Here is a 24,256-nt window from a genome sequence, read left to right on the forward strand (position 1 = left end):
AATTATCAAGTCAATTTTCAGCCTTGGATAAATATGTTTAACCCAATACCTGCACTTTTTTAGTTAAAAAATCACTGCTCAGGTATATTCTTGTCGATATCTCAAAGAATCACTTGTGCTGAAACAATCTCACAAATCCTATGGATGCGATTCACATTCCGCAGTTAACCCAAGCACCGGAACAAACAGAGGAAATTACAGTCCAAGAGTTCCTCCCCGGTTTAGAAACCTTAACACCAGTTCGCGGCTCTCTGCGGATTCAGCATCGTGTTAATTATTTAGAAGTAACTGGGCAAGCAGAAGCAATTATTACCTGTACCTGTAACCGTTGTTTACAGCAATATAACCATCGTTTAGCAGTAAATGCCAAAGAAATTATCTGGCTAGATGAATCTGCCGGGAAAGAGGAAGATTTACCCCTAGAAAGGGAAGTTGCGATAGAAGACTTAGTAGAAACTATTTCGCCTAATGGGTATTTTCATCCTGGCGAATGGCTGTATGAGCAAATGTGTTTGGCAATTCCTCTGCGTCAGTTATGCGACAGGCGTTGTCAGGGAATTCAACCAGTAAGTTCCGACTCCAAGAATGACAAGCCGGAGAAACCCGTTGATAAACGTTGGGCTTCCTTGGAAGTATTGAAAAATCAGTTGCCCGAATAGGTTTTTAACCGACTCCAAAATCAGTATATTGTCTGACTAACGGCTCATGGAAGGCTAAAACAATATCTTCCTTGGGAACTCCTAATTCTACTAAGTCGTTAGCAATACCAATTTCCGTGCCATCGTGTTGTATCCAAATTTTCCCATCTTTAATATCAAGGTGTAAAACACAGCCATAGGTTCTGCGGCGATTTTTCCAACCCACGTATACTAGTTGATAATGGTCATGAGTTGTATCAAAAACGACTTGCTTTTCTATCTCTCCCTTGGCAGAACCACGATGGGCGTATTGTGTGAGTAGTTGTTGGATGAAAGCTCGATATTGTGCTAATTTTTCCATTCTACAATCACCTCATTAGCTGTATCATAAATGATGAGCTTAAGCTGAGAACGCTGAATCACTGTTTGAATAAATTGTAGAGAAAAAAAGCTGTTATAGGTTCCTAGGGGAACAGCTAAGTATAACATTCGCTCAGGTTCATTGATGTCTAAAGCAATTTGGTAATTGAAACATTGACCAATTGCAGTATGGAATTGAGAAATATTTGATGCACCAACAAAGCTTTTAATTTCAACTGCGATTTTTTCTCCTAACCTCTCGGCTGCTAGAATGCAATCTGCACCCAAATCAATATACATTTCCACCCCTCCAACCTCGATTTCTAAGGGGTCATCTGTAATTAACCAGCCCTCTTTTTCAAGAGCATTTTTAACAGCGGAGTGAAAAATATCCCTAGCAGGCATGGATTTAAAATCAACTGAGAAGAGAAAATAGATACGAAATTACCTGATTAATCTTCTCATACCTTGACTCTGTTCACAACTTTTAATACAAATAACTGCCTGAATTAAGCAACTTTACTACTACCAATTAAATATAATAAAGCCATACGTACAGCTACACCACTAGTAACTTGAGTTTGAATTAAACTAAATTCTGGGTCATCCATTAAATCAGAACTGATTTCCACCCCACGGTTCACTGGACCCGGATGTAATACTTTGACATGGGGTTTACACTGGGCTAATCTCTCACGGTTGATACCAAATCTGTGGTGATATTCCCGGAGGGAAGGTAACAAGTTAGCAGTCATTCTTTCCTTTTGTAGACGTAAAGTCATAACAAAATCAGCATCTGCTAAAGCTGCGTCTAATTCCCAATGAAGAAATAATTTACCTGGTCTATTTTTACCAAAGTCTGCGAATAATTGCGGTAGTAAAGTGGGGGGTGCGGCAAGATGAAGTTCTGCACCACTAGCAGTAATACTCCAAATATTTGACCGTGCGACGCGAGAATGGAGGATATCACCCACGATCGCCACTTTTTTTCCTGCCAATAGTTCTAAACGAGGGTTTTCTGGGTTCAGGAGAGTGGTAATAGTAAATAAGTCTAGCAGTCCCTGGGAAGGATGCTCATGTTGTCCATCACCAGCATTCAGAACACTGACACGAACATCGAGACGATCCATTTCCTGGGCGATCGCCTGGGGAACACCTGCATCTTTATGGCGAATCACCATAATATCAGTACCCATTGCCAAATAGGTTTTTGCCGTATCCAAAATTGTTTCTCCCTTAGTCATGGAAGAAGTGGAGGAAGCAAAATTTAAAGTATCTGCGGAAAGACGTTTTGCTGCTAGCTCAAAACTACTACGGGTACGTGTCGATGGTTCAAAAAATAAATTAGCAATTACCTGTCCCTGAAGTGCTGGTACTTTCTTTGTTCGACGTGAAAGAACTTCCCGAAAACTCGCAGCAGTTTGTAAAACAATATTATATTCATCAGGTGTAAAGTCTGCTAGGGAAAGCACATGGTGACGATTCCAAGAAGTCGTAGGCATAAATCACTGTCAGCCTGAATATTTTCGCTGCATTATTATAATTGTTATCCCAGACACTTCCCAAGAAAAAAATATTGATTAATCTCAAATCTCAAATTATTGAATCATACTCATGCTGACAATTATTGGTTGTGGTAATCTCAACCGTTGTGATGACGCAGTTGGTGTCATTATTGCTCAACGTTTACAAAAATATCTTGCCCAACATCCCCATCCTCAGATTCAAGTTTTTGATTGTGGAACCGGAGGAATGGAAGTGATGTTTCAAGCAAGGGGAAGTAAACAATTAATCATTATTGATGCTAGTACAAGCGGTTCCGAACCGGGTGCTGTATTCAAGGTTCCTGGTAAAGAATTAGCCACTCTACCAGAACCTAGTTATAGTTTGCATGATTTTCGCTGGGATAATGCCCTAGCCGCAGGTCAGAAAATTTTTGCAGATGATTTTCCCGAAAATGTGACTGTGTATTTAATTGAAGCGGCAAATCTCAGTTTGGGGCTAGAATTAAGTCCTGCGGTCAAAAACTCTGAAGATTTTGTCTATGCAGAAATTATGACTTTAATCCAAGAGTTTCGCGGTTGTAGTTAGATTAGTGGCGATCGCGGTATACAGCAAGTTCATCTACCCGCATCTCAAATGGCATTCCCTCGCTCTCTGGGGGACAAATCCGAATCTTCGCACTGCTGACAATATCACCCAGCAAAGTCGCCATGGGAACCATTTTCCGCAGCAATTGCCAGTTAGTAAAGGGATCTGGACATTCCACCACCAAAGTTAAAGCACTACCGTCGTTCTTGACATACCAGCGACAGTTAGAAAGCAAATCTCGCAGAGTGCGATCGCAAGCACTATAAAAATATTTACCCACAGAATTTTCTAGCTGTTGCCGCAAGATAATATCTGCTGAGGTTAATTGCACCGGATGGGAATCCTCATTTTGAAAGAAATTATACTTGTTTCCCATTCTTCTTAATTACTCCTTTTACTTACAAAAGAAAATTCCGGACATTTGAGGACAGTGACAAATTTGGTGAAAAACATGCACCAAACTAATTAATCGTGCTAGAATTGGATTCCAGGTAAGACGTACCTTTTAAATGCGCTCACACAAACATTTTTCTTAGTCATTAGACATAAGAAAGTGGCATTTAGGCTTAACTGATTATTTGGCTAAATTATCAACAGCTAAGGGGACAATTTACCAGTGCTCCTGAAATAGTTCCAACTTTTATATATTCGCCATTTCTGAGCAAAATCCAGAAAATCAGCAATATTTTTAGGCAGTTATTTTACCTATATTGCTTTATGGATATAGCTATTTCAACATTCGCAAAATATTAGCATAATTTTTTCCACAGAGACACAAATTAATTATTTTTCCACATTTCTTCGATTAGTGCCTCGGCAATTATTAATAAGTATAAATGCCTGAGATTCTACACAATAGAGAAAAATCATCCCAGCAAGATAAATGCTGTATTTCCCTAGGAAAATCAAAAAGATATGCTGAAAAATCAAAATTAGCTGTATCTCTCAATACGTTTTAGATAAACAAAAATTAGAAAAGTATCGTCACCTATAAATCTGATTTTATTCCTTTTTTTTGTTAGCCAAAGCGTATTGATACATCTCTGTAATCAAAATTGAATGAGATAGTAAGGATACTGAAATGATACTCTCGATTACCAAACTCATCCTTTCGACTGATATTTTGCTATTCGCAACTAGACTTATAATAGACACAAATAATTAAAAAAAAGAATTCTCTGATACTTTTGCTTGGTAACATATGATTCTGCCGATGCTTATTGATGATTATTCTTCTTACATCAATGAGAATATTTTTCACTAGCCATATATTAATTATGTTTCTGATTCCTAGAATCTTTGTATTTCTGGGTAAATTAGCTGATGAATTAGCCCATAAATTCGACATATGAGTAATTTAGCTTGCAAATAATATTGAAAAGAATTGCCAGATAAGATATGTGCAAAACAAAAATAAATTTTAGAGTAATTTCTGTAAACAGATTCTCATAGAAATGAAAAACCCCAACCTATCAAGTAAGTTGGAGTTTTTCTATCTGAAAATACCTTAGTAAATAAGTAGAAGCGCTAAATATAACGTCTCCACTTATTCATACATTTTGCAGTTGAGATATCTAAATCTTGAAGCCTAAATGGTATTCAGCACCTAAGCAATAGCCGCTACTTGCTCTGCTGTCATTGTTTGATTTGGTTGGGTTTGACGCTCTTCCGCAAACATTGCTCTAGCTGTTTTTTGTGGTTTGGGAGCGCCATAGAAACCAGCTTCAGCTTCAATTTCATCGACTAAATCCCAAGCGGTTGCTGCTTCTTTAGAAGCTAAACCATAGGTAGCGCAGGTAGAGCGAGCATTGGAAATCGCTTTTTGCAATTCTTTTTGTAAGAATGCTAATTTTGGTTTTTCGACAAAATCACCCTTAGCAATGATATCGGTGACGGAAACAATACCCAAAAGTTCTTTTTGAATTACAGGGGCACGCCATACACCAGTGTTGGCAAAAAGTCGTGCAACATATTCTACATCTAAGTCAGGGTTAACCACAATACAAGGCTTACTCATCACTTCATAAACCTGTACATCTTTGGGATCTTTCCCACAAGCAACAACTTTGGCAGCGATATCAGTTTCAGTGACAATACCGTAAGCATCATCGGCAGTACGAGGTTCAACAATTAATGCTCGTAATCCTTTGAGTCTGAGAAGCTTGACTGCTTGATCGATAGTAGCTGAACCGCGAATAGTAGCTACATCTTGAGTCATGATATCTTTAGCTCTCATATTTTCTGCTCCTTTCTTTCCATCAGGCAATTTCTTGAAGGTAAGAAACTGCTTCTAAACTGCTGCAATTCTTCCTAAAGCTGGGACGTTTCTCAGATTTATTATCAATTCCACTTGAAGTTAAATAAACCAAGATTCGCGCTCAAAAAAATGGTTACAGAAATGAGATAGTAGACTTTTCCACACAACTATCTTGTTCCTGATAGTCTAGCTAATTTTTCGGAGCAAATTTACGCAGTATTCCAATTGAGACAGATTTGAAGATATCTTCGATTCTCCTATTTTCAGCTTTTCTATATTCAGGATTCTAGATATATAACACAACTGTAATCCTGATTTTTTGGGCTGAACTTTAGGTTTTTGGCAACAATTTAGCCTACATTTATATCTTATATCTCTTCTCGAATTCCGCAAGGGCTTATTTATAAAACTTTGCTAAATATCTATTCATATATAAATTAAAAAATAGTGAATAAATTATGGCATCTAGAGTTTTGTAGAGTATAGGCTAAATGACTATTGACCTAGAGACAAGCTAACTTATAAACCAAAAGATGGAAAATATCAGCGAGGAAAGCATTGACTATGGCTGATATCTAGGGATGGAGAAACAAACACAGAAGACGGGCTTATCAATATATGGGGAGTGCTAGGGGCAGGTTAAATTACTGATTAATAAATCAAATATAAAGTTTGTATTGATTACTATACAGTTTAATATTTTAACTATATTTCCTTGTAGTAAAAAGCGATAAAATTGAAGTATTTCCAGAATGACTGAATATTTATTCAGACCTTTTCTTGACTACAATGTGAAAAATATGCCAATATTTCTCATCTCCTAGGGCAGTTACTCCCGGATGCTTTTCTTCTTCTAGAAATTCAATATCAAACGGCTCTAACAAAGATATAATCTGTGAATATGTATGATAATTTATCGAATTACCAATAGCCCAAGAATCTTGTTCACCAAACAATTGCCCACAAAAACGACCGCCGGGGCGTAAAGAATTAACTATTTTTTGCCAAAGAATAGGGAAAGATTGGGGTAGACAAAAAGGTAAGGAAAAACTAGCATTAATTAAATCGATATTCTGTGGTAAATTTAAATCCTCAAATTTGACAATCTGGGTTTCTAAATGTGCTAAATTGACTTGAGGACGATTCGTTAAACGCTGAATAGCTTCTGGCTCGGCATCAATTGCTAAAACTTGCCAGCCTTGATTGAGAATTTCGATTGTATCTCTACCATCTCCACAGCCCAAATCCACTGCAAAACTGTGATTAAAATGATTATTCTCTTGTTGAAATTTGGCGATCGCCGCTTCGGCGGAGCGTAGCTCTATCGCGGTTAATAAAGTTTGTCGTGGTGGACGATCTGCTACTGCATTATAATATGCAGACCAATCACGCTGTAAGGTATTTTTTTGAGATGGAGATGTATCTGGCATATAGCAAGAACATGGAAGCTAAGTATATATTTTGACAAATTATCTAAGTACAAAGATAGGGAGACTGTGTAAGTTATATCTAAGCTTTAGATATCAGAATTACGGCAGCGATCGCCACTCTTATCCTAATCACAAATTTCATAGTAAAATCTGAACAAAAGCTGAAGAATTTTCGTGATAATTGTTACATTCTGATAGGATTATTGGAGTGAGAATTATCTACCAAAATTTATAGATATGCAAATTAGCGCTCGGAACACAATCAAAGCAACTGTCAAAAAAATAATTCCTGGGGTGGTGAGTACGGAAGTAACCTTAGAAATTGCTCCAGGAGTAGAAGTGACTTCTTTAATTACTAAGTCTTCAGGAGAAAAGTTACATCTCACTGTGGGAAAACAAGCTTACATAGTGATTAAAGCCACTGATGTGATGGTAGCCGTTGACTAAATAGCAGCAATAAAAAAAGCGACTTGTAATATCACAGGTCGCCAAATATTTTACACTTAAACATAGAAATAATTCTCTTCTAAATAATTATTTAAGTTATAATTCTCCCTCATTTATACAACACGAAGGGGGAGTGATACCCATATCCATATCTATAAAACATCCCCAAATGGAATTGCGCTAGGGAAGATACAGATACATAAGATTGATTACGGATTCACCGATCGCTTTACCCCAAAACTAGGGGCAATTCTCTCATTGATTATGGTTATAATTGCATCAGTGATGATGTTGAAAGCTGGAGAGGGAGACGTTGCGACTTAGTTTAGTAGCATTTTTCCTATTTTACTTTTCCTTTGGTTAGCGATCACCCCCACAGCCACTTTAATTCTGTTCCCTCCCCAAGACTACGCCAAAAATTACGGCATCGTTTTCACAGCTTTTGGTGTTGGTGCTTTAGGTGGAACCTTGCTTGCTGGCAGAATCAGAGATATCTTCGGCAGTTATACAACTTTCTTTTACCCCACTGCTGTGATGGCAACTCTTGGCATTATCCTTGCTGTATTCTCCCTCAAGCGTGTATTTTCTAACTCAGTCGTCCCAGAGTAGTTGAAAAACGCCTCGTCAATCCGCAATTCGCTATGGATTGCGGAGTATTATTTTAATTTTTTAACCTAAATTTCACACTTCGTTATCTGAATAATCATTGATACATGAGAGGATGTTTTAAAAGTCGGTCTGTTTGTCATGTTGAGTGCAGCGAAGCGGAGTGAAACATCTCGGTACACGCTCGAAACCCTAGATTCTTCATTCCATTTTATTCCACTCAGAATGACATTTTATACCTTTCAAAACTTTTCAAACATGCTCTAAGGCTTTTAACCACTGAAATGGAAATCACATTCATTTAATCCCCTCGTGGGGAAATGTGGCTGTAAAAACACCTTTAGGACAAGGTCTTTTTGTCCTTCATGTTCTCATCCCTTGCGGGGCTATAGTTTTCTCTAAGGGGATGTCAGATTTTTAACAGGGATTATTATAAAAATCTGCACCTGTGAGTGTCAGATCCCCGACTTCTGTAAGAAGTAGAGGATCTAAAAGCCAAGCATTTTGGCGAAATACAAAACAATCCTAGGTTGGAAAACTTATACTAAATAAGGCTCTTGGTGGGTTTTAATTGTGCAGTTAGAACGAGGATAGGTGACACATAATAAAGCAAAACCCTTAGCCATTTGTTCGTCATCCAAGAAGATTTGATCAGATTGATCAACTTCACCTTCAACAATTTTGCCGACACAGCTAGAGCAAGAACCAGAATGACAGGAAAAAGGTAATTCAATACCATGTTCTTCTGCGCCATCAAGAATAGTAGTCTCTTCGTCTATTTCAATTGTGGTGTCTAAATCTTCTTTTTTATTAATCAGTCGTACTTGATAAGCTGCCATAGTTGCATTCTCCTCAGAATAATCGGATTTGGGTTAGTTCAGCGATCAGCAAAGAACTGACTGCTGTATACGCCCGTGATTGCATTAACGGTGAGGGTTTGAAAGACTCATCATCATTGCTTAAAGGCGGCTTACAGCAGAGTTAGCTAATCATTTATCAGCACAATTAACTAATGAATAGTTAATAGTTGAATTAATTACAGGGAGTACCCGCAGATGGACATCCACCAGCTTCAAAGGATTTGCCACAACTGCAAGTACTCGTAGCATTGGGATTAATAAACTTAAAGCCGCTTTCCATCACACCTTCGATAAAATCGATAACCATACCATCAAGTAGGGGCGCACTTTTGGCATCGATATAAATGGTGACTTGATTTTGTTGCACAATCAAATCATCAGGCTGTGGTTTGCTGGTAATATCCATGCCATACTCATAGCCACTGCAACCACCATCTTTAACAGAAACGCGGATACCTTTAGTTGGTGCGTTTGTGTTGGGGTTAGAACCAAGCAGGAATCCTTGCAGCTTTAGTTCTGCTTTTTCTGTCAAAGTAATAGTCATCAATCCTCCAGATACCTAAGATTTAGTTATTTTGGTTGAAGGTGCGGGTTTTATTCAGGGTGAATAGAAAAGCTAGAGCCATAAGTAACATTAGCGGTACTCCCGAGAAGAATGTACTTGAAGCTAGGCAGAAGAGACTGAGAAGAATTACTGATAGCTGCAAGATACAATGGGGAGTAGTTAAGCCAATGTAAAAAAAGGCGATCGCCATGACTAAAGCAATCAAAGACAAGAAAAACATAACCTAGGAGCAGTCAGTAGAATACAGTCAGACTGCACAAATACTTCTGAAACTCCCGAAACTCCTGATTCAAACTTCACACTTTTGACTATTTGCTTGTTCATAGCGCCACGGTGCGCTGTTACCGCATACTGGACAAGCGCGATCGCGGTAAGAACGACGCTTGGCAAATTCCATCCGCATCAGATCGATAGTTAACAACTGTCCCAGTAGAGGCTGACTTAAACCTGTAATCAGCTTAATTGCCTCCAGTGCCGTCAGACAAGCTAATGTCCCAGAAACCGCACCCAGAACAGAAAATCCTCGTCGATCCCAATCGGGTTTTTCCGGAAATAGGCAAGATAAACAAGGTGTGACACCGGGGATAATCGTTGTCAGGTAAGCTTCCATACCATCCATGGCAGCTTCCACCATCGGTTTACGCCAACGAACACAGGCTGAATTTAACAAATCTCGCTCTGTAAAATTATGGGCGCAATCCAAAGCCATATCTGCAGATTGCACCAAACAATCTACATTTTCCGCAGTCACATAATCATTAATTGCCGTAATTTCGACATCAGGATTAATTGCTTCCAGGGTTTCCTTGGCTTTAAATACCCGTGGTTTCCCAACCCATTCATGAGTCATCAAAATTTGACGATTCATGTCATCCATCCGCAAATCACCGCCTCGGACTAGGATCAGCCGCCCAACGCCTGCTACCGCTAAGTAAAGCGCTGCTGTACCACCTAATCCTCCCACACCTGTCACCATAACAGTCGCTGATTTCAGGCGCTTCTGCGCTAATTCGCCAAAATTCGGGAGCATGATTTGGCGACGGTAACGTTCTAACTCGGTAGGCGTTAGGTCTATCACTTTCTTACCTCCTAATCAGACGTAATTTCTGTCAGCGTGACTACATTTTTTGGTTTCTGGTTAAACACTTTAAATAGCTTTTGCTCTTGGGCAGTTGAATCCAGAAATACCTGATAGGCTTGTTGTAATGCCTCACAATATTTATTTAATCTTTCTACTTCATTTAAGTCCGTATCATTCTCATCAATTTGCTGCATTAATTGCGAGAATTTCTTCAAGATATGTAGACGATTTACATTTACTACCTTCTGGTCATAGGGTAGTTGAAAAAACTCAAAATATTGCTCTGCTTTTGTGAGCTGTTTAAACTCTTCTAAAGTGCCGCTCATGTCTCTTGCTCCATTTTTTTGAGTTGTTGCTTTAGCTCATCTAACTGTTTATAGATTTCGTAAGTAGCCGCAGCAACTGTCATTAATGTTTGATAATCCGTTGGTAGCCCTTCTGCTAAATCGTGCAAGTCCATTTTCATTTGACCTGCTCGACTATTGAGGCGTTTGATTTGAGTTTCGAGTTCGGCTATGGTGAGTTTTTTCGCTTCGGGCATAGAATTTGGGGAGAAATTAATCGCAAAGTTTCTCTTGATGAATATCTCGTTGGCAAGGTACAAAAATGGAGAGGGGATTTTTTCTGCTTAGAGTTTACCAACTTCTGGATATGTCTTTGCTAATTCCACACCTTTAGCAATGAGTTTTTCCCCTTCCTCAGCTAACTTTTCTAGGGAGTCAAAGCCGAAACGATGGGCATCACGGATAGTTCTCGTGGTGAGTAATAGTCTTCCAGAAAAAACTAATGCCCAGCCAAAACCCTCATGTCCAATATCGACAACTACCTGGGACATTAACCCTGTTTCTTGTTCAATACAAGCCGCAATTCCCCGATAAAAAGTGAGAATTCGACTCTTAGTCATCAAGTCAACATCTCCATCAACTGGAATTTCTCGTTTTTTTTGTTTACTGACAATATAGGGCTTCAAAAGTAAATCATCTGCCCATGTTTTGTAAACTCCGTAAATATCTTGTCCTCTCACTTGTTGGACAATTGCCTTGAGAAAAGGCGAATTTAAAACTTCATTCGAGGCTGTGCCATTGACATTATTTGTTGTACTCATAGGGTTGCTTCTTCTTCTAATTCGTCCTCAAAATTGTTGGGTTTTTGTTGCAAAGCTTTGCGTAACCAAGGTGGTGGAGAACCTTTGAGGGTTTGGACTAATTTTCCGAGAACATCCTGAATTTTGTCTTCTTCAGAACGTGCTTTTACGGGGGTGACGCCTTTCTTGATTAACTTCGCTGCGGCTGTGCCACCAATAGCTGAAACATAAACGATGGTACAATCATTTAAAGCTTTTAATTTGGGGTCAATTTTATCTTCATTCCCATCTTGTTGTAAGTCCCCATCAAAGGTGAGAGTTTCTACAAATTGGTGTCCTTGTTCATTGACTTCATAGACATCAATTGTCTTAGCCCAACCAAAGTGAGCATTAATATGAACTTGGTCACTGGTTGTGAAGGCTATTTTCATTATTGATACTCCTGAAATTGGTAATTATTGATTGGTAACTGGGAATGGTTAATAGGAGATAGAAACTAAATTTTCTCCCTAGATTCTGCATCTGTGTGAATTACCAATCTCCTTGAACAACTCTCTCTTTGGCTTTGATTTCTTCCTCTTCTAAAAAGAGATTGCCAATTTCAAACAACATTTCCATGGTTCCCCGATAGCCAACTTTTCTAAATTGACCATTACCCAGGCGATCGTAAATGGGGATACCTTGACGATATAGGGGTATGTGCAGACGTTTGGCGATCGCTGCGGTGTGAGAGTTACCAATTAACAAGTCGGAACCCCCTGCTAATTGCTCAAAATCTTCAAAATCACCTATCGTCACACTGTCCATGGGTAGTTTTTCTAAAAGTGGCGATCGCGTGGTTGTCACCGCACTTTGAATTTCTGCCCCCATGGATTGTAAAAAGCACACTGTAGACCAAAGTAAATCTGGTTCTAGGGCAATGGATACCTGTTTTCTACCAAAGTAAAAATGGGTGTCTAACATCGCATCTTGCAGTTGCCGACGCTGACGACGGTATTTCTCTGGAACGGGATTACCGCTTAAATCAGCCAAAAACTGCATGAACTTATCTACCGCTTCTAAGCCGCTAAGCTCGGTAAATACTTCATAGGGAATGCCAAACTTTTGCTCCAGGATGTTCGCTGCACCACGCATACTTTCCCCCAGGGCGACGGTGAACACAGAGCTTCCCACTTTATGCAATTGTACCAGGGTTGTGCCTCCCCCGGTAATTGGACTGTAGGAATCATCCAAGTGTCCATCCAAGGAAGCGGAAAGGTCAGGGACAACAATTGGTATCATCCCAAAGGCAGACACCATTTCTTTGATTTGCTGAACATCCCCTGGGGTGAAAGCAGCACTCATCAAAATTGTTAATTGTTGCGCCTTCGGTTCCCCTGGTTGGGGCAGTTCCCTAACAATACTTTCTACCGCCGCTGCAAATCCATCCTGGAGAGAACCTTTAAAATCAGGAGCGGAAACTAGTAAAATTGGTAACTCATTTAACTCCGGGTGACGCTTGCGAAATTCCTTGAGAATTCCGTCCATATCATCCCCACGGGTTTCCGTTAGCCCTGTTGTACAAAGTCCGATAATTTCCGGTTGGGATTTGGCTACTAGGGTGAGAATTGCCTGCTCGACATTTTCTTCTCCCCCCAAAATGGTACTAACTTCCGTCATTGCCGTGGTTGCCAGGGGGATTGCTTCCCGGAAGTGACGCACCAAAATCACCTTGGCAAAGGCTGTACAGCCCTGGGAGCCATGGAGTAAGGGAATTACCCCTTTTAACCCCAAAAATGCTAAGGCTGCCCCCAGGGTTTGACTCTGCTTGAGAGGATTAACAACAACGGGCTTATTCTTTGTGACAACTTTCGCCATTAGTCATCATCCTCCATCGTCAGGGAGAGGGATAACCTGGCAAAGGGGGAAAGATTGTCGTGATTATCTGCATCGATATGAGCATAGCTGGCGGGGTCTTCCCAAGGAGCTGGTTTGCGTACCTGTTCCCACACCGGACTATGAACAGCTTCATCTAACTCCCGCGCCATTTCTACCATTCCACTATAACCAGCGTAGGCATGATGGCGTTCTTGGTTAATGTCTAGGAAAGGAATTCTCGCCTTTAAGGCGGTGTATTGGTTACGACCACCAGCAATTAACATCTCTGCGTTAGTTTCCCGAATCACTCGCAGAATTTCCTGGGGATTGCCCTTTTCTAAGGTAATACCATCCTTACCCAGTAATTTCTTAATTTTGGCTTTGTCTTCTTCCGTACTCTTTTTAGTACTAGTAGCAACAACATCCATCCCTAGGTCTTTGGCAGCCGAGATAATCGACCAACTTTTCACACCACCTGTATATAAAACTACTTTTTTTCCTCGGAGGCGATCGCGGAAAGGAGCCAGTTTCACATCCAAAGCAGCAGTTTCTTCCGCAATTAATTTTTCTGTTCGTGCTTGCAAATCTGGATCACCTAATTTAGCCGCAATATTTCGCAAACATCTATTCATGTCTTCCACGCCATAGAAAGACTCCTCAATGTAAGGAATACCATAGCGTTCCTCCATCTTCCGCGCCATATTAATTAATGCTTTAGAGCAAATCATTACATTCAACTTGGCACGGTGGGCGTGACAGACTTCCTCGTAGCGAGCATCACCAGTAATTTTGGCTAAAACACGAATACCTAATTTTTTCAATAGAGGTAAAACATTCCACATTTCCCCAGCGATATTATATTCACCGATGAGATTAATGTCATAGGGAGTAGTATATTCCGGCTCTGCTGTACCCACAACATGGTCTAGTAAAGCCTCACCACTAATCCGATTGCCAAGGTTTTTACTTCCCACAAAACCAGCCGAATGTACTGGAATCACGGGAGTGGCAATTTTTTTTGCCGCCGCTTTGCAAACAGCATCAATATCCTCACCAATTAAGGCTGTAACGCAGGTTGCATAAACAAAAATTGCCTTTGGTTCATAACGATTATGAATGTCCATAATCGCCTTATAGAGCTTCTTCTCCCCACCGAAAATCACATCGTTTTCGCTCAAATCAGTGGTGAAACCCATTTTATATAGCTGTGGACCAGAAGAGAAGCTACCACGACTGCCCCAGGAATTGCCAGCGCAGGCGATCGGTCCATGAACCAAATGAGCAGCATCTGTAATCGGAACCAGAGCAATCATCGCCCCATCAAAAGCACAACCCCCTTGAGCAGCTCCCGGTTGAGCTTGTTGGGTACAAGATTTATTTTTCTTTTCCCCATTCTTTTGGTGATTATGTTCGCATCCTGGCTCAGAGAGCAGCTCATTAATTTTGCTTTGAGTGAAAATCATCTCCGTCCTCGCGCTGGATACAAGTTGGTCATTGGTCATTGGTCATTGGTTATTGGCATTTTGTTCATGACTAATAACTAATGACTACTAACTAATAGTTAATAGATTATCAGCAATTATTAATGAGTCATAAGTAACCAATTGAGTAACTTGGGAAAATATTTTATAAGATATTTTAAATTACTAGTTATTGGTTATTTTTCGCAAAACAAAATCACCAAAAATCTACTGAACTATTTGCGAACACCCTGACTATTTGTTGCCCTGAGACAAGGAAATATTTACATCTTACCTTGACTCTTCATCTCCACAAATATACTTGGATATATCCTCCCCACATACATCAGCTAAATAAGATAAAGCTCGAAAACGTAAACTGACAAACTCATTATATAAAGGATTGAGCTTACATAAAGCTGGAATATGCACAGTCAAACCCAATAAGTAAATATCCCTCTCAAAGGGACAGCAACAGGGGATGATTCGACAAATTATATGAGCCAAATGGGAATTTTTTATCTGGACATTATCCACAAAATTACCTAATGGTTGCAGTAAACCCAACTTGTTGATTTGTGGTTTATTTAGTGAAGAGTAATCAGGATAAATATGGGAATTTTTTGGAGATTCAATCATCATCTTTTCCCAATAGTAAATAAAAGGAAAAAGGGAGAAGGGAAAAGGCATCAGGAATTTTCACCTTTCACCTCTTACCTTCTTTCCCTTATGCTACGCCGCGAGTTGAGGCAGGATGTACCTGCCCTTTGGTCTAATTCCTAACGAATTAAGTCGAAGGAGATATCTGTCTTACCAGTGATGTTGGAGTTGCGATCCATTTCATCTAGGATAGTGTTAACAACCCAGTTCAACAGGTTGATACCACCTTGGTAACCCAAGGTTGCATAACGATGTAAGTGGTGACGGTCAAACAGAGGATAACCGATACGCACCATAGGAATCTTGGTGTCGCGCCACAGGTACTTACCGTAGGAGTTACCAACGAAGAAGTCTACAGGCTCAGTGAACAACAAGGAACGGAAGTGCCACAAGTCCTTACCATTCCAGATGGTAGCTTGCTTACCGAAGGGGCTAGCATCTAGAACTGCTTGTAATTCAGCCTTGAATACATCATCACCATTGTTGCAGAGGATGTGTACAGGTTCTGCACCCATTTCTAACAAGAAGCTGGTGACATAGAAGATTAAATCGGGATCACCGTAGATGGCGAATTTCTTACCATGGAGCCATGCATAGGAGTCAGTCATGGCATCAACTAAACGACCACGATCTACTTCTAATTCTGCGGGGATGGCTTTGCCAGTCATTTCTGACAATGTCATCAAGAATTCGTCAGTACCTTTAACACCGAAGGGACGTAGAACCTTGGTAGGTTGCTTCCATTGTTTTTCGATGTAGTCACGGGTTTTGGTGGTGGTGTAAGCTTGCAGAGCTACTGTTGCTTCCGCGTTGATAGAATCAGCAGCATCTTCTAAGGTTGTTCCACCGGGATACATTTCATACTCACCAGTGTTGGGAGAGTCGAAGTAGTCGCTGGTATCAGAAAGGATGGTGTAATCAATACCCATCAAACCTAACATCCGCTTCAATTCACGGTTGTTACCAACGTAGGTGTCAAAACCAGGAATGAAGTTAATTTTACCGTTGGTTTTGTTCTTCTTCTTGCCTTCTGTTAAATTCAACAGAATGCCTTTCATCATGTTGTCGTAGCCAGTGGTGTGAGAACCAACGAAGCTAGGAGTGTGGGCAAAAGGTACGGGGAAATCTTGAGGAATGGAACCAGCACCTTTGGCGTTGGTGATAAATGCACCTAAGTCATCTCCGATTACTTCCGCCATACAGGTGGTGCAAACAGCGATCATTTTGGGTTTGTAGAGAGTGTAGGAAACACTCAAACCTTCAATCATGTTGTTTAAACCACCGAAAACGGCTGCGTCTTCTGTCATGGAAGAAGAAACCGCAGAGCAAGGCTCTTTGTAGTGACGGCTGAGGTGGGTACGGAAGTATGCTACACAACCTTGAGAACCTTGAACGAAAGGTAGAGTACCTTCAAAACCCAGAGCCGCAAACATGGCGCCTACAGGTTGGCAACCCTTGGCGGGGTTAATTGTTAGAGCTTCACGGGCGAAATTCTTTTCGCGGTATTCCCAACCTTTTGTCCATTCAGAAACACGAGCAACTTCTTCATCAGAATGAGCGCCTTCAAAATTTTTGCGCTTGTTTTCAAATAGTGCTGTGTATTCCGGTTGTTTAAATAGCTCTAAGTGGTCTACGATTTTTTCTGGATTCTGTGGCATTTGCTTATCTCTGTTGTAGCTGGGTGGGTAATGAAGTGGGAGTAAGGAGAGAGCAGCCAGGGTTGAATTCCTATTTACTACTGCTCTGAACCTTTTTCCTTGGTGAGTTTATGGTGGTAAATGGCGATCGCCAGGGGTTCAACCCCCGAAGGGATTTACTAGTGATGAATTGTGAATAATGAAGGAAACAAATTATTTCATCCAGCATTCAGCATTCACCACTTATCCCTAACGCACTGGGGCTAAACCCCCAGCCTATTCGTCCGATTTTCGGGAAAATTAAGCAGCTTTAACTTTGGCTGTAGCTTTTTTCCAAGGAGCGCCTACAAGATCCCAAGTAGGGCTGTTGAGAGCTAAGTCCATGTCGCGAGCAAAGATGGCAAAGCCGTCATAACCGTGGTAAGGACCGGAGTAATCCCAGGAGTGCATTTGGCGGAAAGGTAAGCCCATTTTTTGGAAGACATACTTCTCTTTAATGCCGGAAGCAATCATGTCAGGCTTCATTGCCTTGGTGAATTCTTCAAATTCGTAGGCAGTTACGTCGTCGTAGATGATGGTAGCGTTATCGATGTAGTGAGTAGTCCGTTTGTAATCGTCGTTGTGAGCAAATTCGTAGCCAGTACCAACAACTTTGATACCTAAATCTTCAAAAGCGGGAACAACGTGACGGGGACGCAAACCACCAACGTAGAGCATGACAGTATTGCCTTCTACACGGGGGCGGTATTTCTTGACAACTGCATCCATGATGGGCTGATATTTTGCGATGACTTTCTCAGCGTTATCTTGGATTTTCTTGTCAAACTTAGCAGCAATTTCGCGCAGTGATGCAGCAATTTTGGTAGGTCCAAAGAAGTTAAATTCCATCCAAGGCAAGCCATAGGTTTCTTCCAAACTACGGCAGATGTAGTTCATGGAACGATAGCAGTGGATGAGGATTAACTTAGCAGCGGGACCTTGGACTAACTCATCGATGGTACCATCACCAGACCACTGAGCAACAACGCGCAAGCCCATTTCTTCTAAAAGCATCCGGCTTGCCCAAGCATCACCACCGATGTTGTAGTCACCAATGAGTGCTACGTCATAGTCGGTAGATTCAAATTTCAGGGTATTGTCTTTCTTAGCTTGATCGAAACGGGGGAATACCCAGTCACGGATAGCGTCGTTAGCAATGTGGTGCCCCAAAGATTGGGATACACCCCGGAAACCTTCGCAACGTAGGGGGATTACGGGTTTACCAATTTCTTTAGATGTTTTCTTAGCAACAGCTTCGATGTCATCCCCAATCAAACCGATAGGACATTCAGATTGGATGGAGATACCCTTGTTGAGGGGGAAGAGTTCTTCGATTTCGTGGATGATTTTGGTGAGTTTTTTGTCACCACCGAAAACGATGTCCCGTTCTTGGAAGTCAGAGGTGAAGTGCATAGTACCGAAAGCATCGATACCAGTGTTACCTACATAGTAGTTACGACGACCAGACCAAGACCAGTAACCGCAACCTACGGGACCATGGCTGATGTGGATCATGTCCTTGATAGGACCCCAAACCACACCCTTAGAACCTGCATAGGCGCAACCACGGGCGGTCATTACACCAGGTACGGATTTGATATTAGATTTTACACCGCAATCAGCCTTACCATCTTCGTGGACGTTGAGGTGTTTTTCGCGTTTTTTACGAGATTTTTCAGGATAGGCTTGGAGAACTTCTTTAATCAGTTCTTTATTTTGTTCAGTAAGACTCTTTTCTGGAGGTGTCATAGTCTGCCTCAGTTATGCTTAACGGGTGGGGAAATGGATGGAAGGAGAGAAAGGAGAGGAAGGAAAAAGGTAGAAGGAGAAAGGGAAAGACTAATTTATAGTTGGTAATTCCCTATTCCCTATTCCTTTTCCTTAGGTGTTAGTTATTTTTTCGCAGTAGCAGGTTTGATTTCTTCTGCTGCGTGCTTGGTGTCGTCGTCGAGGATACCGAATTCAATCAACAATGCTTCCAGTTCATCCATTTCGATGGGTGTAGGAATGGTGAGATTGGTATTGTTAATGATTTTCTTCGCTAAGGTGCGGTATTCGTTACCTTGTTTGCTGTCAGGTGCGTACTCGTTAACGGTCATACGACGCAATTCTGCGTGTTGAACAATATTGTCACGAGGTACATAGTGAATCATTTGGGTGTTCAAACGTGATGCCAGGGTTTCGATCAATTCGATTTCCCGGTCAGTGTTACGGCTGTTACAAATCAAACCACCCAAACGCACACCACCGGAGTGAGCATATTTCAAAATACCGCGAGCGATGTTGTTTGCAGCGTACATCGCCATCATTTCACCGGAGGTAACGATGTAGATTTCTTGGGCTTTGCCTTCACGGATAGGCATAGCGAAACCACCACATACAACGTCACCTAATACGTCGTAGGATACGAAGTCAACGTCTTGGTAAGCGCCATTTTCTTCTAAGAAGTTAATAGCGGTGATAATACCACGACCAGCGCAACCAACACCGGGTTCTGGACCACCGGATTCTACACACTTAACACCACGGAAACCGGTGAGCATGACTTCTTCGAGTTCGAGGTCTTCTACTGCACCACGTTCAGCAGCTAGGTGTAATACGGTGGTTTGTGCTTTGGAGTGAAGCATCAAACGGGTTGAGTCAGCCTTTGGGTCACATCCGACAATCAGAATGCGTTGACCCATTTCTGCCATAGCTGCCAAGGTGTTTTGAGAGGTGGTGGATTTACCAATACCACCTTTACCGTAGAAAGCTATCTGTCTAATGTTGTCGGACATGATCTGTTTTTCTCCTGCTAATTTTTGATTACTTTTGGTGGGTCTGTTGGTATGTAAGGTGTCACATCTGCTGGGTTCAGCAGTGACGGTTGGTAGAGCGTCGCTTTTTGAAGGGCACGTTAGCGTTTTATGCTAACCAGAGGCGATGCAGTTTCGCACGCGCTTGGGGGCGATCGCTCTACTCTCACTAGTTGTTGTTTCATTGGTTGGTAATTGAGTAATTAGTTATACTGCTTCGACTACAATGCTGGGGCTGATGCGATCGCGTAGTCGGGCTTCGATGGCTATCTTGAGGGTGGCAAAGCTGCTAGAACAGGAGCCACAAGCGCCTTGGAGTTTGACTTTGATGATGTCACCATCTACGTCATACAGTTCGACATCTCCCCCGTCGGCAATGAGTACGGGGCGAACTTCTTCATCCAGGACTTTTTGAATGAGTGCAATTTTTTGCACAGGAGTCAGTGCTTTTACGGCTAACTGACCAGGGTTATTGTTAGAAGCTTGGGAGGTAGTGACTTCTCTTTGGATGGAAACAATGATGTCGTCAATTGTCGCCAGACAAGAACCGCAGCCACCACCAGCTTTGATATAGTTAATGACATCTTCGGCTCTGGTGAGGTTATTTTCCTTGACCACACGGCGAATTCTTGATTCGCTAATACCGAAGCAGGTACAGACTAAAGCACCTTCGTCGTCTTCTTCGTGGACATCAAGGGGGATGCCGCGATAGTTATAGATGGCGGCTTCTAGGGCTTCTTGACCCATAACAGAGCAGTGAATTTTGGCTTCGGGGAGTCCTCCCAAATATGCCGCAATCTCTTTATTCGTTACCTCTAGAGCTTCATCTAGGGTTTTGCCTTTTACCAGTTCTACTAATGCTTCTGATGAGGCGATCGCACTGGTACAACCAAAGGTTTGAAAGCGAGCATCAACGATTTTATCTGTGTCTACATCAACCTTGAGGTGTAATCTGAGGGCATCTCCGCAGGCAATACTACCGACTTCACCTGTAGTAATCTTGACTCCTGACTCTCCCTTGTCTTCCAGAACGCCTTGGTTTTTGGGATTGTAGAAGAGTTCCAATACTTTATCTGTATATTCCCACATGATAGATTTAGGGTTTGAGATTGGGGGTTTGGGAATGGGTAATGGGAGAATGGGTAATGGGTCTTTCTCCTCAAACTTTAGCGATGGGTGAGTACCTGTTCGTGCTGTTGTAACCAGGCAGCTTGATCGTTCTTGAAGGGGGAGAGGTCACGCAGGTGTTGAATAATCCCTGGTAGAACCTCAATTACTTTGTCGATTTCGGCTTCAGTGGTGTAGCGACAAAGACTGAAGCGGATGGAACCATGTAAGGTGGTGTAGGGTAAACCCATTGCCCGCAGGACGTGGGAAGGTTCCAGGGAACCGGAACTGCAAGCAGAGCCGGAAGATGCACAAATTTGGTGTTGATTCAGGTGTAGGAGAATGGCTTCTCCTTCGATATATTTAAAACCGATGTTAGTTGTGTTCGGTAATCTCTGAGTAATATCACCGTTAACTTCGCAGTCGGAAATTAAGGAAAGGATAGTTTTTTCTAGGCGATCGCGCTGTTTAATTTCTCTGGCTGTTGCTTCTTCCATATGCAACAATTCCAGTTCTGCGGCTTTCCCTAGGGCGACCAGTCCAGGAACGTTTTCTGTTCCAGCACGTCGTCCGCGTTGCTGTCCACCACCGATTATCAGGGGACGGAATCTTACACCTCGGCGGATGTACAATGCACCTATACCTTTGGGAGCGTGAATCTTATGACCTGACATGACCAGCATATCAATAGTGCTGTTCTTCATGTTCAGGGGCAGCTTACCAACGGCTTGCACTGCATCTACATGAAATATAGCACCTTTTGCCTTAACTCTAGCACCAATTTCTTCGATGGGGAATACTGTGCCTGTTTCGTTATTTGCATACATAATGCTGACTAAGGCAGTATTACCAGTCAAGGCAGCATCTAACTCATCTAAATCCAGTTGTCCATGCTGATTCACGGAAAGATAGGTGACACTGTAACCTTGGGTTTCCAGTTGTTTACACAGGGTTAAGACAGCAGGGTGTTCTACCTGGGTGGTGATGATATGACGTTTTTCCGGTTGAGCTAATAGGGCAGCGCGGATAGCTGCATTATCGCCTTCTGTACCACCGCTTGTAAAGACTATTTCTGTTTCATCAGCACCAAGGAGGGCAGCAACTTGCTCTCTAGCAATTTTAACTGCTTTAGCGACCTGCCCACCGAACGTGTGCATACTTGAAGGATTACCATAATAGTCCGTAATGTATGGCATCATTGCCTCTACAACTGCTGGATCTACTTTTGTGGTGGCATTATTGTCGAGGTAAATACAGTTTCTTTGCATTGCTTTCAGTTCTCTTTCAGAATAAGCAAGGGTGTCATCAGTTAACTAATCAGCGTTAACCGTTAATCGTTAACTGATAACTAACAACTAAAAAGTTGCTTGGTGCTGCTGACGTTTTTGTAGTTGTTCGGAGAATTTATGCGAATAAACGCTAAACCATTTCTCCCAATAATCTTGTTTTTTAGTTAATTTTTTGACTAAGCGTTCATAGGTAGAAAACCAAGATTCCCAGTAATCAGTGGAAATTTGCACACATCCATCACAGGTTGGGCAACCAGCAATACATTGGGGAACTGTATGAATACTGCCAATACAGTTTGTACACAGTTCTGGATCAATCCAGGGACTACCATTAACTTTTTTGATTGCGTCCGTGGGACAGACGGAATCACACAGGTTGCAAGTAATGCACTGACCGGTAATCTTGTAAGCCATGACTTTACTCCTTCAGGAGAGTGAGTGAGGTTGGGGTGCTGGGTAATCGGTCATGGGTAATGAATCTGGTAATCGTAATTGGGAATTGGGAATATGAAACCTTCCCTTTTCCCATTGCCTTTTCCCTTTATTTCACGTATTGAGCGTGAAACTCTAAAGCAACCTTCTCAATCACGTCATAAGCTTCTACAGGTTGGATACCAGCAGCTTGCAATTTACCCTTGGGTTCCTCGCCCACTTTGGCAACAAGTACGGCTTTGCAATCCGCGATCGCCTGGATGATATGTTCTAAGGTCGCTTTTTCGCCGTAGCCACCTTGGCAATACAAGTCTACGCGCCGATGACCAACATACTTCACTTCTTTGCCATCAACTTCGTATACTTGGAATTCCTTGGCATGACCAAAGTGTTGATTTACTAAACCGCCACCTTTGGTTGCTACTGCTACTAGAATCTTTTGACTGTGAGACTGACTATGATTTGTCTCAACTGTTTGTTTGGCTAGTTGCAGTTCCTCTCTGAACTTCTCGATACCTGCGTGAACTTCTTGGCGTTTCTCTAAATCATATACGGCAGGGCTATCGGCTATCTTTGCCTTGGTGAATTCTTGGCTACGGTCTTCACCTAACAGACCGACGGCATCGGCACGACATTGGCGACAGTGCCGCATCATTTTCATCTTACCAGAACATTTATCTTGCAGTTCTTTTAATTCACTCGGTGTTGGTCCCCGTTGTCCGGTTAAACCAAAGTGAGTGCCATGTTCTGGTGCAGAAATCAAAGGCATAATATTGTGCAGAAATGCACCATACTGCTGAATCATCTTGTTAACTTCTGGCAAATGCTGGTCATTTACACCAGGAATCATTACAGAGTTAACTTTACAAAGAATATCAGCTTCTTTCAGTGCCTGCAAGCCTTCCATCTGCTTTTCGTGCAGAATTCTAACGCCTTCAATTCCTCTATAACGTTTGCGTTTGTAGTGAACCCAAGGATAAATCATGGCACCGATTTCTGGGTCCACCATATTAATGGTGATGGTAACGTGGTCTATATTTAGTTGTTTAATCTTGTCTATATATTCTGGCAGCATCAAACCGTTGGTTGATAAGCACAACTTAATATCAGGTGCGCTGTCTGCGATCAACTCAAAAGTGCGGAAGGTTTTTTCGGGATTCGCTAGAGGATCCCCAGGACCTGCAATACCCACAACGGATAACTGGGGTATCTTGCTGGCAATCACTAGCACTTTATGGGCTGCTTCTTCTGGTGTCAGCACTTCGCTAACTACCCCAGGGCGACTTTCGTTCGCGCAGTCATACTTGCGATTGCAATAGTTGCATTGAATGTTACAAGCAGGGGCTACAGCGACGTGCATCCGTGCATAGTGATGATGAGCTTCTTCACTGTAGCAAGGGTGGGTAGCAATCCGTTCTTTCAGCTTCTCATCCATTTCCACGGTGGCGCTGCTGCTGCACCCGCAGCCACCAGATTTCGCTTTCGCTGAAGCAGAAGAAGGTTCCGTAACGAGAGGGGAAACGAGGCCTGTTGACTGTGGAGACATTGAATTTCGCAAAAG

At 41.9% G+C, this 24,256-nt stretch carries 28 protein-coding genes; 4 read left to right on the forward strand and 24 right to left on the reverse strand.

From position 1 onward, the window contains the following. Window positions 1-140 precede the first annotated feature (140 nt). Complete coding sequence (locus IJ00_RS24920; protein ID WP_035157964.1) at window positions 141-659, forward strand: DUF177 domain-containing protein; 519 nt, start codon at window positions 141-143, stop codon at window positions 657-659. Window positions 660-663: 4 nt separating this feature from the next. Here IJ00_RS24920 and IJ00_RS24925 read toward each other — a convergent pair whose 3' ends face one another. From IJ00_RS24925 to IJ00_RS24935, 3 genes are all read right to left on the reverse strand, one after another. Next, window positions 664-999, reverse strand: a complete 336-nt coding sequence (locus tag IJ00_RS24925; protein WP_035157966.1) for a XisI protein — start codon at window positions 997-999, stop codon at window positions 664-666. Continuing rightward, a complete protein-coding gene (locus tag IJ00_RS24930) occupies window positions 987-1,403 on the reverse strand; it encodes a XisH family protein (RefSeq protein ID WP_035157968.1) in 417 nt (138 codons plus the stop codon). Before IJ00_RS24930 ends, IJ00_RS24925 begins: the two co-directional genes overlap by 13 nt. A gap of 104 nt (window positions 1,404-1,507) precedes the next feature. After that, window positions 1,508-2,500, reverse strand: a complete 993-nt coding sequence (locus tag IJ00_RS24935; RefSeq protein WP_035157969.1) for an aspartate carbamoyltransferase catalytic subunit — start codon at window positions 2,498-2,500, stop codon at window positions 1,508-1,510. 112 nt (window positions 2,501-2,612) lie between these two features. On the opposite strand from IJ00_RS24935, the gene IJ00_RS24940 reads away from it, so the two are divergent. Beyond that, entirely contained in the window at window positions 2,613-3,089 is a 477-nt protein-coding gene (locus IJ00_RS24940) for a hydrogenase maturation protease (RefSeq protein WP_035157970.1), read from the forward strand. 1 nt (window position 3,090) lies between these two features. Here the strand turns inward: IJ00_RS24940 and IJ00_RS24945 are convergent, their stop codons facing one another. From IJ00_RS24945 to IJ00_RS24955, 3 genes are all read right to left on the reverse strand, one after another. Next, the gene (locus IJ00_RS24945) at window positions 3,091-3,465 is read right to left on the reverse strand and encodes a hypothetical protein (protein WP_035157971.1); all 375 of its coding nucleotides are present in this window, start codon (window positions 3,463-3,465) and stop codon (window positions 3,091-3,093) included. A 1,230-nt stretch (window positions 3,466-4,695) separates the two neighbouring features. Next, window positions 4,696-5,325: a CBS domain-containing protein gene (locus tag IJ00_RS24950; protein WP_035157973.1), complete on the reverse strand. Its 630-nt coding sequence runs from the start codon at window positions 5,323-5,325 to the stop codon at window positions 4,696-4,698. Window positions 5,326-6,110: 785 nt separating this feature from the next. Continuing rightward, window positions 6,111-6,776, reverse strand: coding sequence for a trans-aconitate 2-methyltransferase (locus IJ00_RS24955; RefSeq protein ID WP_035157974.1), 666 nt, complete (start codon window positions 6,774-6,776; stop codon window positions 6,111-6,113). Between the two features lie 237 nt (window positions 6,777-7,013). Between IJ00_RS24955 and IJ00_RS24960 the strand changes: the two genes are divergently transcribed. Beyond that, on the forward strand, window positions 7,014-7,223 hold the full coding sequence (locus tag IJ00_RS24960) for a molybdopterin-binding protein (RefSeq protein ID WP_035157975.1): 210 nt from the start codon (window positions 7,014-7,016) through the stop codon (window positions 7,221-7,223). A 468-nt stretch (window positions 7,224-7,691) separates the two neighbouring features. Further along, window positions 7,692-7,832, forward strand: a complete 141-nt coding sequence (locus tag IJ00_RS30210; protein ID WP_238178393.1) for a hypothetical protein — start codon at window positions 7,692-7,694, stop codon at window positions 7,830-7,832. A gap of 536 nt (window positions 7,833-8,368) precedes the next feature. Here the strand turns inward: IJ00_RS30210 and IJ00_RS24965 are convergent. The 18 genes from IJ00_RS24965 to nifB form a co-directional block, all read right to left on the reverse strand. Then, window positions 8,369-8,668 carry a 2Fe-2S iron-sulfur cluster-binding protein gene (locus IJ00_RS24965; RefSeq protein ID WP_035157976.1) on the reverse strand — a complete coding sequence of 100 codons (300 nt, stop codon included), beginning with the start codon at window positions 8,666-8,668 and terminating at the stop codon, window positions 8,369-8,371. Window positions 8,669-8,861: 193 nt separating this feature from the next. Next, window positions 8,862-9,233 (reverse strand): iron-sulfur cluster assembly accessory protein, encoded by a 372-nt coding sequence (locus IJ00_RS24970; protein WP_035157978.1) that lies wholly within the window; start codon window positions 9,231-9,233, stop codon window positions 8,862-8,864. Window positions 9,234-9,255: 22 nt separating this feature from the next. Beyond that, window positions 9,256-9,474: a hypothetical protein gene (locus tag IJ00_RS28545; RefSeq protein WP_168163527.1), complete on the reverse strand. Its 219-nt coding sequence runs from the start codon at window positions 9,472-9,474 to the stop codon at window positions 9,256-9,258. Window positions 9,475-9,543: 69 nt separating this feature from the next. Next, window positions 9,544-10,332, reverse strand: a complete 789-nt coding sequence (locus IJ00_RS24975) for a HesA/MoeB/ThiF family protein (RefSeq protein WP_035157980.1) — start codon at window positions 10,330-10,332, stop codon at window positions 9,544-9,546. Window positions 10,333-10,343: 11 nt separating this feature from the next. Continuing rightward, window positions 10,344-10,661: a nitrogenase-stabilizing/protective protein NifW gene (nifW, locus tag IJ00_RS24980; protein ID WP_035157981.1), complete on the reverse strand. Its 318-nt coding sequence runs from the start codon at window positions 10,659-10,661 to the stop codon at window positions 10,344-10,346. Beyond that, complete coding sequence (locus IJ00_RS24985) at window positions 10,658-10,876, reverse strand: CCE_0567 family metalloprotein (RefSeq protein ID WP_035157983.1); 219 nt, start codon at window positions 10,874-10,876, stop codon at window positions 10,658-10,660. The genes nifW and IJ00_RS24985 overlap by 4 nt, the downstream gene beginning before the upstream one ends. Window positions 10,877-10,963: 87 nt before the next feature. Next, entirely contained in the window at window positions 10,964-11,440 is a 477-nt protein-coding gene (locus IJ00_RS24990; RefSeq protein WP_035157985.1) for a NifX-associated nitrogen fixation protein, read from the reverse strand. Beyond that, window positions 11,437-11,850 carry a nitrogen fixation protein NifX gene (gene nifX / locus IJ00_RS24995; RefSeq protein WP_035157987.1) on the reverse strand — a complete coding sequence of 138 codons (414 nt, stop codon included), beginning with the start codon at window positions 11,848-11,850 and terminating at the stop codon, window positions 11,437-11,439. The genes IJ00_RS24990 and nifX overlap by 4 nt, the downstream gene beginning before the upstream one ends. Window positions 11,851-11,950: 100 nt before the next feature. Continuing rightward, complete coding sequence (gene nifN / locus IJ00_RS25000; protein ID WP_035157988.1) at window positions 11,951-13,276, reverse strand: nitrogenase iron-molybdenum cofactor biosynthesis protein NifN; 1,326 nt, start codon at window positions 13,274-13,276, stop codon at window positions 11,951-11,953. Beyond that, window positions 13,276-14,739 (reverse strand): nitrogenase iron-molybdenum cofactor biosynthesis protein NifE, encoded by a 1,464-nt coding sequence (nifE, locus tag IJ00_RS25005; protein WP_035157991.1) that lies wholly within the window; start codon window positions 14,737-14,739, stop codon window positions 13,276-13,278. Before nifE ends, nifN begins: the two co-directional genes overlap by 1 nt. A gap of 288 nt (window positions 14,740-15,027) precedes the next feature. Beyond that, complete coding sequence (locus tag IJ00_RS25010) at window positions 15,028-15,378, reverse strand: Mo-dependent nitrogenase C-terminal domain-containing protein (RefSeq protein WP_371259626.1); 351 nt, start codon at window positions 15,376-15,378, stop codon at window positions 15,028-15,030. A 137-nt stretch (window positions 15,379-15,515) separates the two neighbouring features. After that, a complete protein-coding gene (nifK, locus tag IJ00_RS25015) occupies window positions 15,516-17,054 on the reverse strand; it encodes a nitrogenase molybdenum-iron protein subunit beta (protein ID WP_035157993.1) in 1,539 nt (512 codons plus the stop codon). 279 nt (window positions 17,055-17,333) lie between these two features. After that, window positions 17,334-18,821 carry a nitrogenase molybdenum-iron protein alpha chain gene (nifD, locus tag IJ00_RS25020; RefSeq protein WP_035157995.1) on the reverse strand — a complete coding sequence of 496 codons (1,488 nt, stop codon included), beginning with the start codon at window positions 18,819-18,821 and terminating at the stop codon, window positions 17,334-17,336. A gap of 143 nt (window positions 18,822-18,964) precedes the next feature. Further along, window positions 18,965-19,852, reverse strand: coding sequence for a nitrogenase iron protein (gene nifH / locus IJ00_RS25025; protein ID WP_201782714.1), 888 nt, complete (start codon window positions 19,850-19,852; stop codon window positions 18,965-18,967). 222 nt (window positions 19,853-20,074) lie between these two features. After that, the gene (gene nifU / locus IJ00_RS25030; RefSeq protein ID WP_035157999.1) at window positions 20,075-20,956 is read right to left on the reverse strand and encodes a Fe-S cluster assembly protein NifU; all 882 of its coding nucleotides are present in this window, start codon (window positions 20,954-20,956) and stop codon (window positions 20,075-20,077) included. A gap of 77 nt (window positions 20,957-21,033) precedes the next feature. After that, window positions 21,034-22,242 carry a cysteine desulfurase NifS gene (nifS, locus tag IJ00_RS25035; RefSeq protein ID WP_035158000.1) on the reverse strand — a complete coding sequence of 403 codons (1,209 nt, stop codon included), beginning with the start codon at window positions 22,240-22,242 and terminating at the stop codon, window positions 21,034-21,036. A gap of 87 nt (window positions 22,243-22,329) precedes the next feature. Next, complete coding sequence (locus IJ00_RS25040) at window positions 22,330-22,677, reverse strand: DUF362 domain-containing protein (RefSeq protein ID WP_035158001.1); 348 nt, start codon at window positions 22,675-22,677, stop codon at window positions 22,330-22,332. 127 nt (window positions 22,678-22,804) lie between these two features. Then, window positions 22,805-24,241 (reverse strand): nitrogenase cofactor biosynthesis protein NifB, encoded by a 1,437-nt coding sequence (gene nifB, locus IJ00_RS25045; RefSeq protein WP_035158002.1) that lies wholly within the window; start codon window positions 24,239-24,241, stop codon window positions 22,805-22,807. Window positions 24,242-24,256 lie beyond the last annotated feature (15 nt).

It is taken from the genome of Calothrix sp. 336/3, from assembly GCF_000734895.2.
GTDB lineage: Bacteria > Cyanobacteriota > Cyanobacteriia > Cyanobacteriales > Nostocaceae > 336-3.

Excerpts from the sequence above, each read along its gene's own strand:
- IJ00_RS24920 (WP_035157964.1), top strand. The coding sequence starts at position 141 with ATGGATGCGATTCACATTCCGCAGTTAACCCAAGCACCGGAACAAACA.
- IJ00_RS24925 (WP_035157966.1), bottom strand. The coding sequence starts at position 999 with ATGGAAAAATTAGCACAATATCGAGCTTTCATCCAACAACTACTCACA.
- IJ00_RS24930 (WP_035157968.1), bottom strand. The coding sequence starts at position 1,403 with ATGCCTGCTAGGGATATTTTTCACTCCGCTGTTAAAAATGCTCTTGAA.
- IJ00_RS24935 (WP_035157969.1), bottom strand. The coding sequence starts at position 2,500 with ATGCCTACGACTTCTTGGAATCGTCACCATGTGCTTTCCCTAGCAGAC.
- IJ00_RS24940 (WP_035157970.1), top strand. The coding sequence starts at position 2,613 with ATGCTGACAATTATTGGTTGTGGTAATCTCAACCGTTGTGATGACGCA.
- IJ00_RS24945 (WP_035157971.1), bottom strand. The coding sequence starts at position 3,465 with ATGGGAAACAAGTATAATTTCTTTCAAAATGAGGATTCCCATCCGGTG.
- IJ00_RS24950 (WP_035157973.1), bottom strand. The coding sequence starts at position 5,325 with ATGAGAGCTAAAGATATCATGACTCAAGATGTAGCTACTATTCGCGGT.
- IJ00_RS24955 (WP_035157974.1), bottom strand. The coding sequence starts at position 6,776 with ATGCCAGATACATCTCCATCTCAAAAAAATACCTTACAGCGTGATTGG.
- IJ00_RS24960 (WP_035157975.1), top strand. The coding sequence starts at position 7,014 with ATGCAAATTAGCGCTCGGAACACAATCAAAGCAACTGTCAAAAAAATA.
- IJ00_RS24965 (WP_035157976.1), bottom strand. The coding sequence starts at position 8,668 with ATGGCAGCTTATCAAGTACGACTGATTAATAAAAAAGAAGATTTAGAC.
- IJ00_RS24970 (WP_035157978.1), bottom strand. The coding sequence starts at position 9,233 with ATGACTATTACTTTGACAGAAAAAGCAGAACTAAAGCTGCAAGGATTC.
- IJ00_RS28545 (WP_168163527.1), bottom strand. The coding sequence starts at position 9,474 with ATGTTTTTCTTGTCTTTGATTGCTTTAGTCATGGCGATCGCCTTTTTT.
- nifW (WP_035157981.1), bottom strand. The coding sequence starts at position 10,661 with ATGAGCGGCACTTTAGAAGAGTTTAAACAGCTCACAAAAGCAGAGCAA.
- IJ00_RS24985 (WP_035157983.1), bottom strand. The coding sequence starts at position 10,876 with ATGCCCGAAGCGAAAAAACTCACCATAGCCGAACTCGAAACTCAAATC.
- IJ00_RS24990 (WP_035157985.1), bottom strand. The coding sequence starts at position 11,440 with ATGAGTACAACAAATAATGTCAATGGCACAGCCTCGAATGAAGTTTTA.
- nifX (WP_035157987.1), bottom strand. The coding sequence starts at position 11,850 with ATGAAAATAGCCTTCACAACCAGTGACCAAGTTCATATTAATGCTCAC.
- nifN (WP_035157988.1), bottom strand. The coding sequence starts at position 13,276 with ATGGCGAAAGTTGTCACAAAGAATAAGCCCGTTGTTGTTAATCCTCTC.
- nifE (WP_035157991.1), bottom strand. The coding sequence starts at position 14,739 with ATGATTTTCACTCAAAGCAAAATTAATGAGCTGCTCTCTGAGCCAGGA.
- IJ00_RS25010 (WP_371259626.1), bottom strand. The coding sequence starts at position 15,378 with ATGATGATTGAATCTCCAAAAAATTCCCATATTTATCCTGATTACTCT.
- nifK (WP_035157993.1), bottom strand. The coding sequence starts at position 17,054 with ATGCCACAGAATCCAGAAAAAATCGTAGACCACTTAGAGCTATTTAAA.
- nifD (WP_035157995.1), bottom strand. The coding sequence starts at position 18,821 with ATGACACCTCCAGAAAAGAGTCTTACTGAACAAAATAAAGAACTGATT.
- nifU (WP_035157999.1), bottom strand. The coding sequence starts at position 20,956 with ATGTGGGAATATACAGATAAAGTATTGGAACTCTTCTACAATCCCAAA.
- nifS (WP_035158000.1), bottom strand. The coding sequence starts at position 22,242 with ATGCAAAGAAACTGTATTTACCTCGACAATAATGCCACCACAAAAGTA.
- IJ00_RS25040 (WP_035158001.1), bottom strand. The coding sequence starts at position 22,677 with ATGGCTTACAAGATTACCGGTCAGTGCATTACTTGCAACCTGTGTGAT.
- nifB (WP_035158002.1), bottom strand. The coding sequence starts at position 24,241 with ATGTCTCCACAGTCAACAGGCCTCGTTTCCCCTCTCGTTACGGAACCT.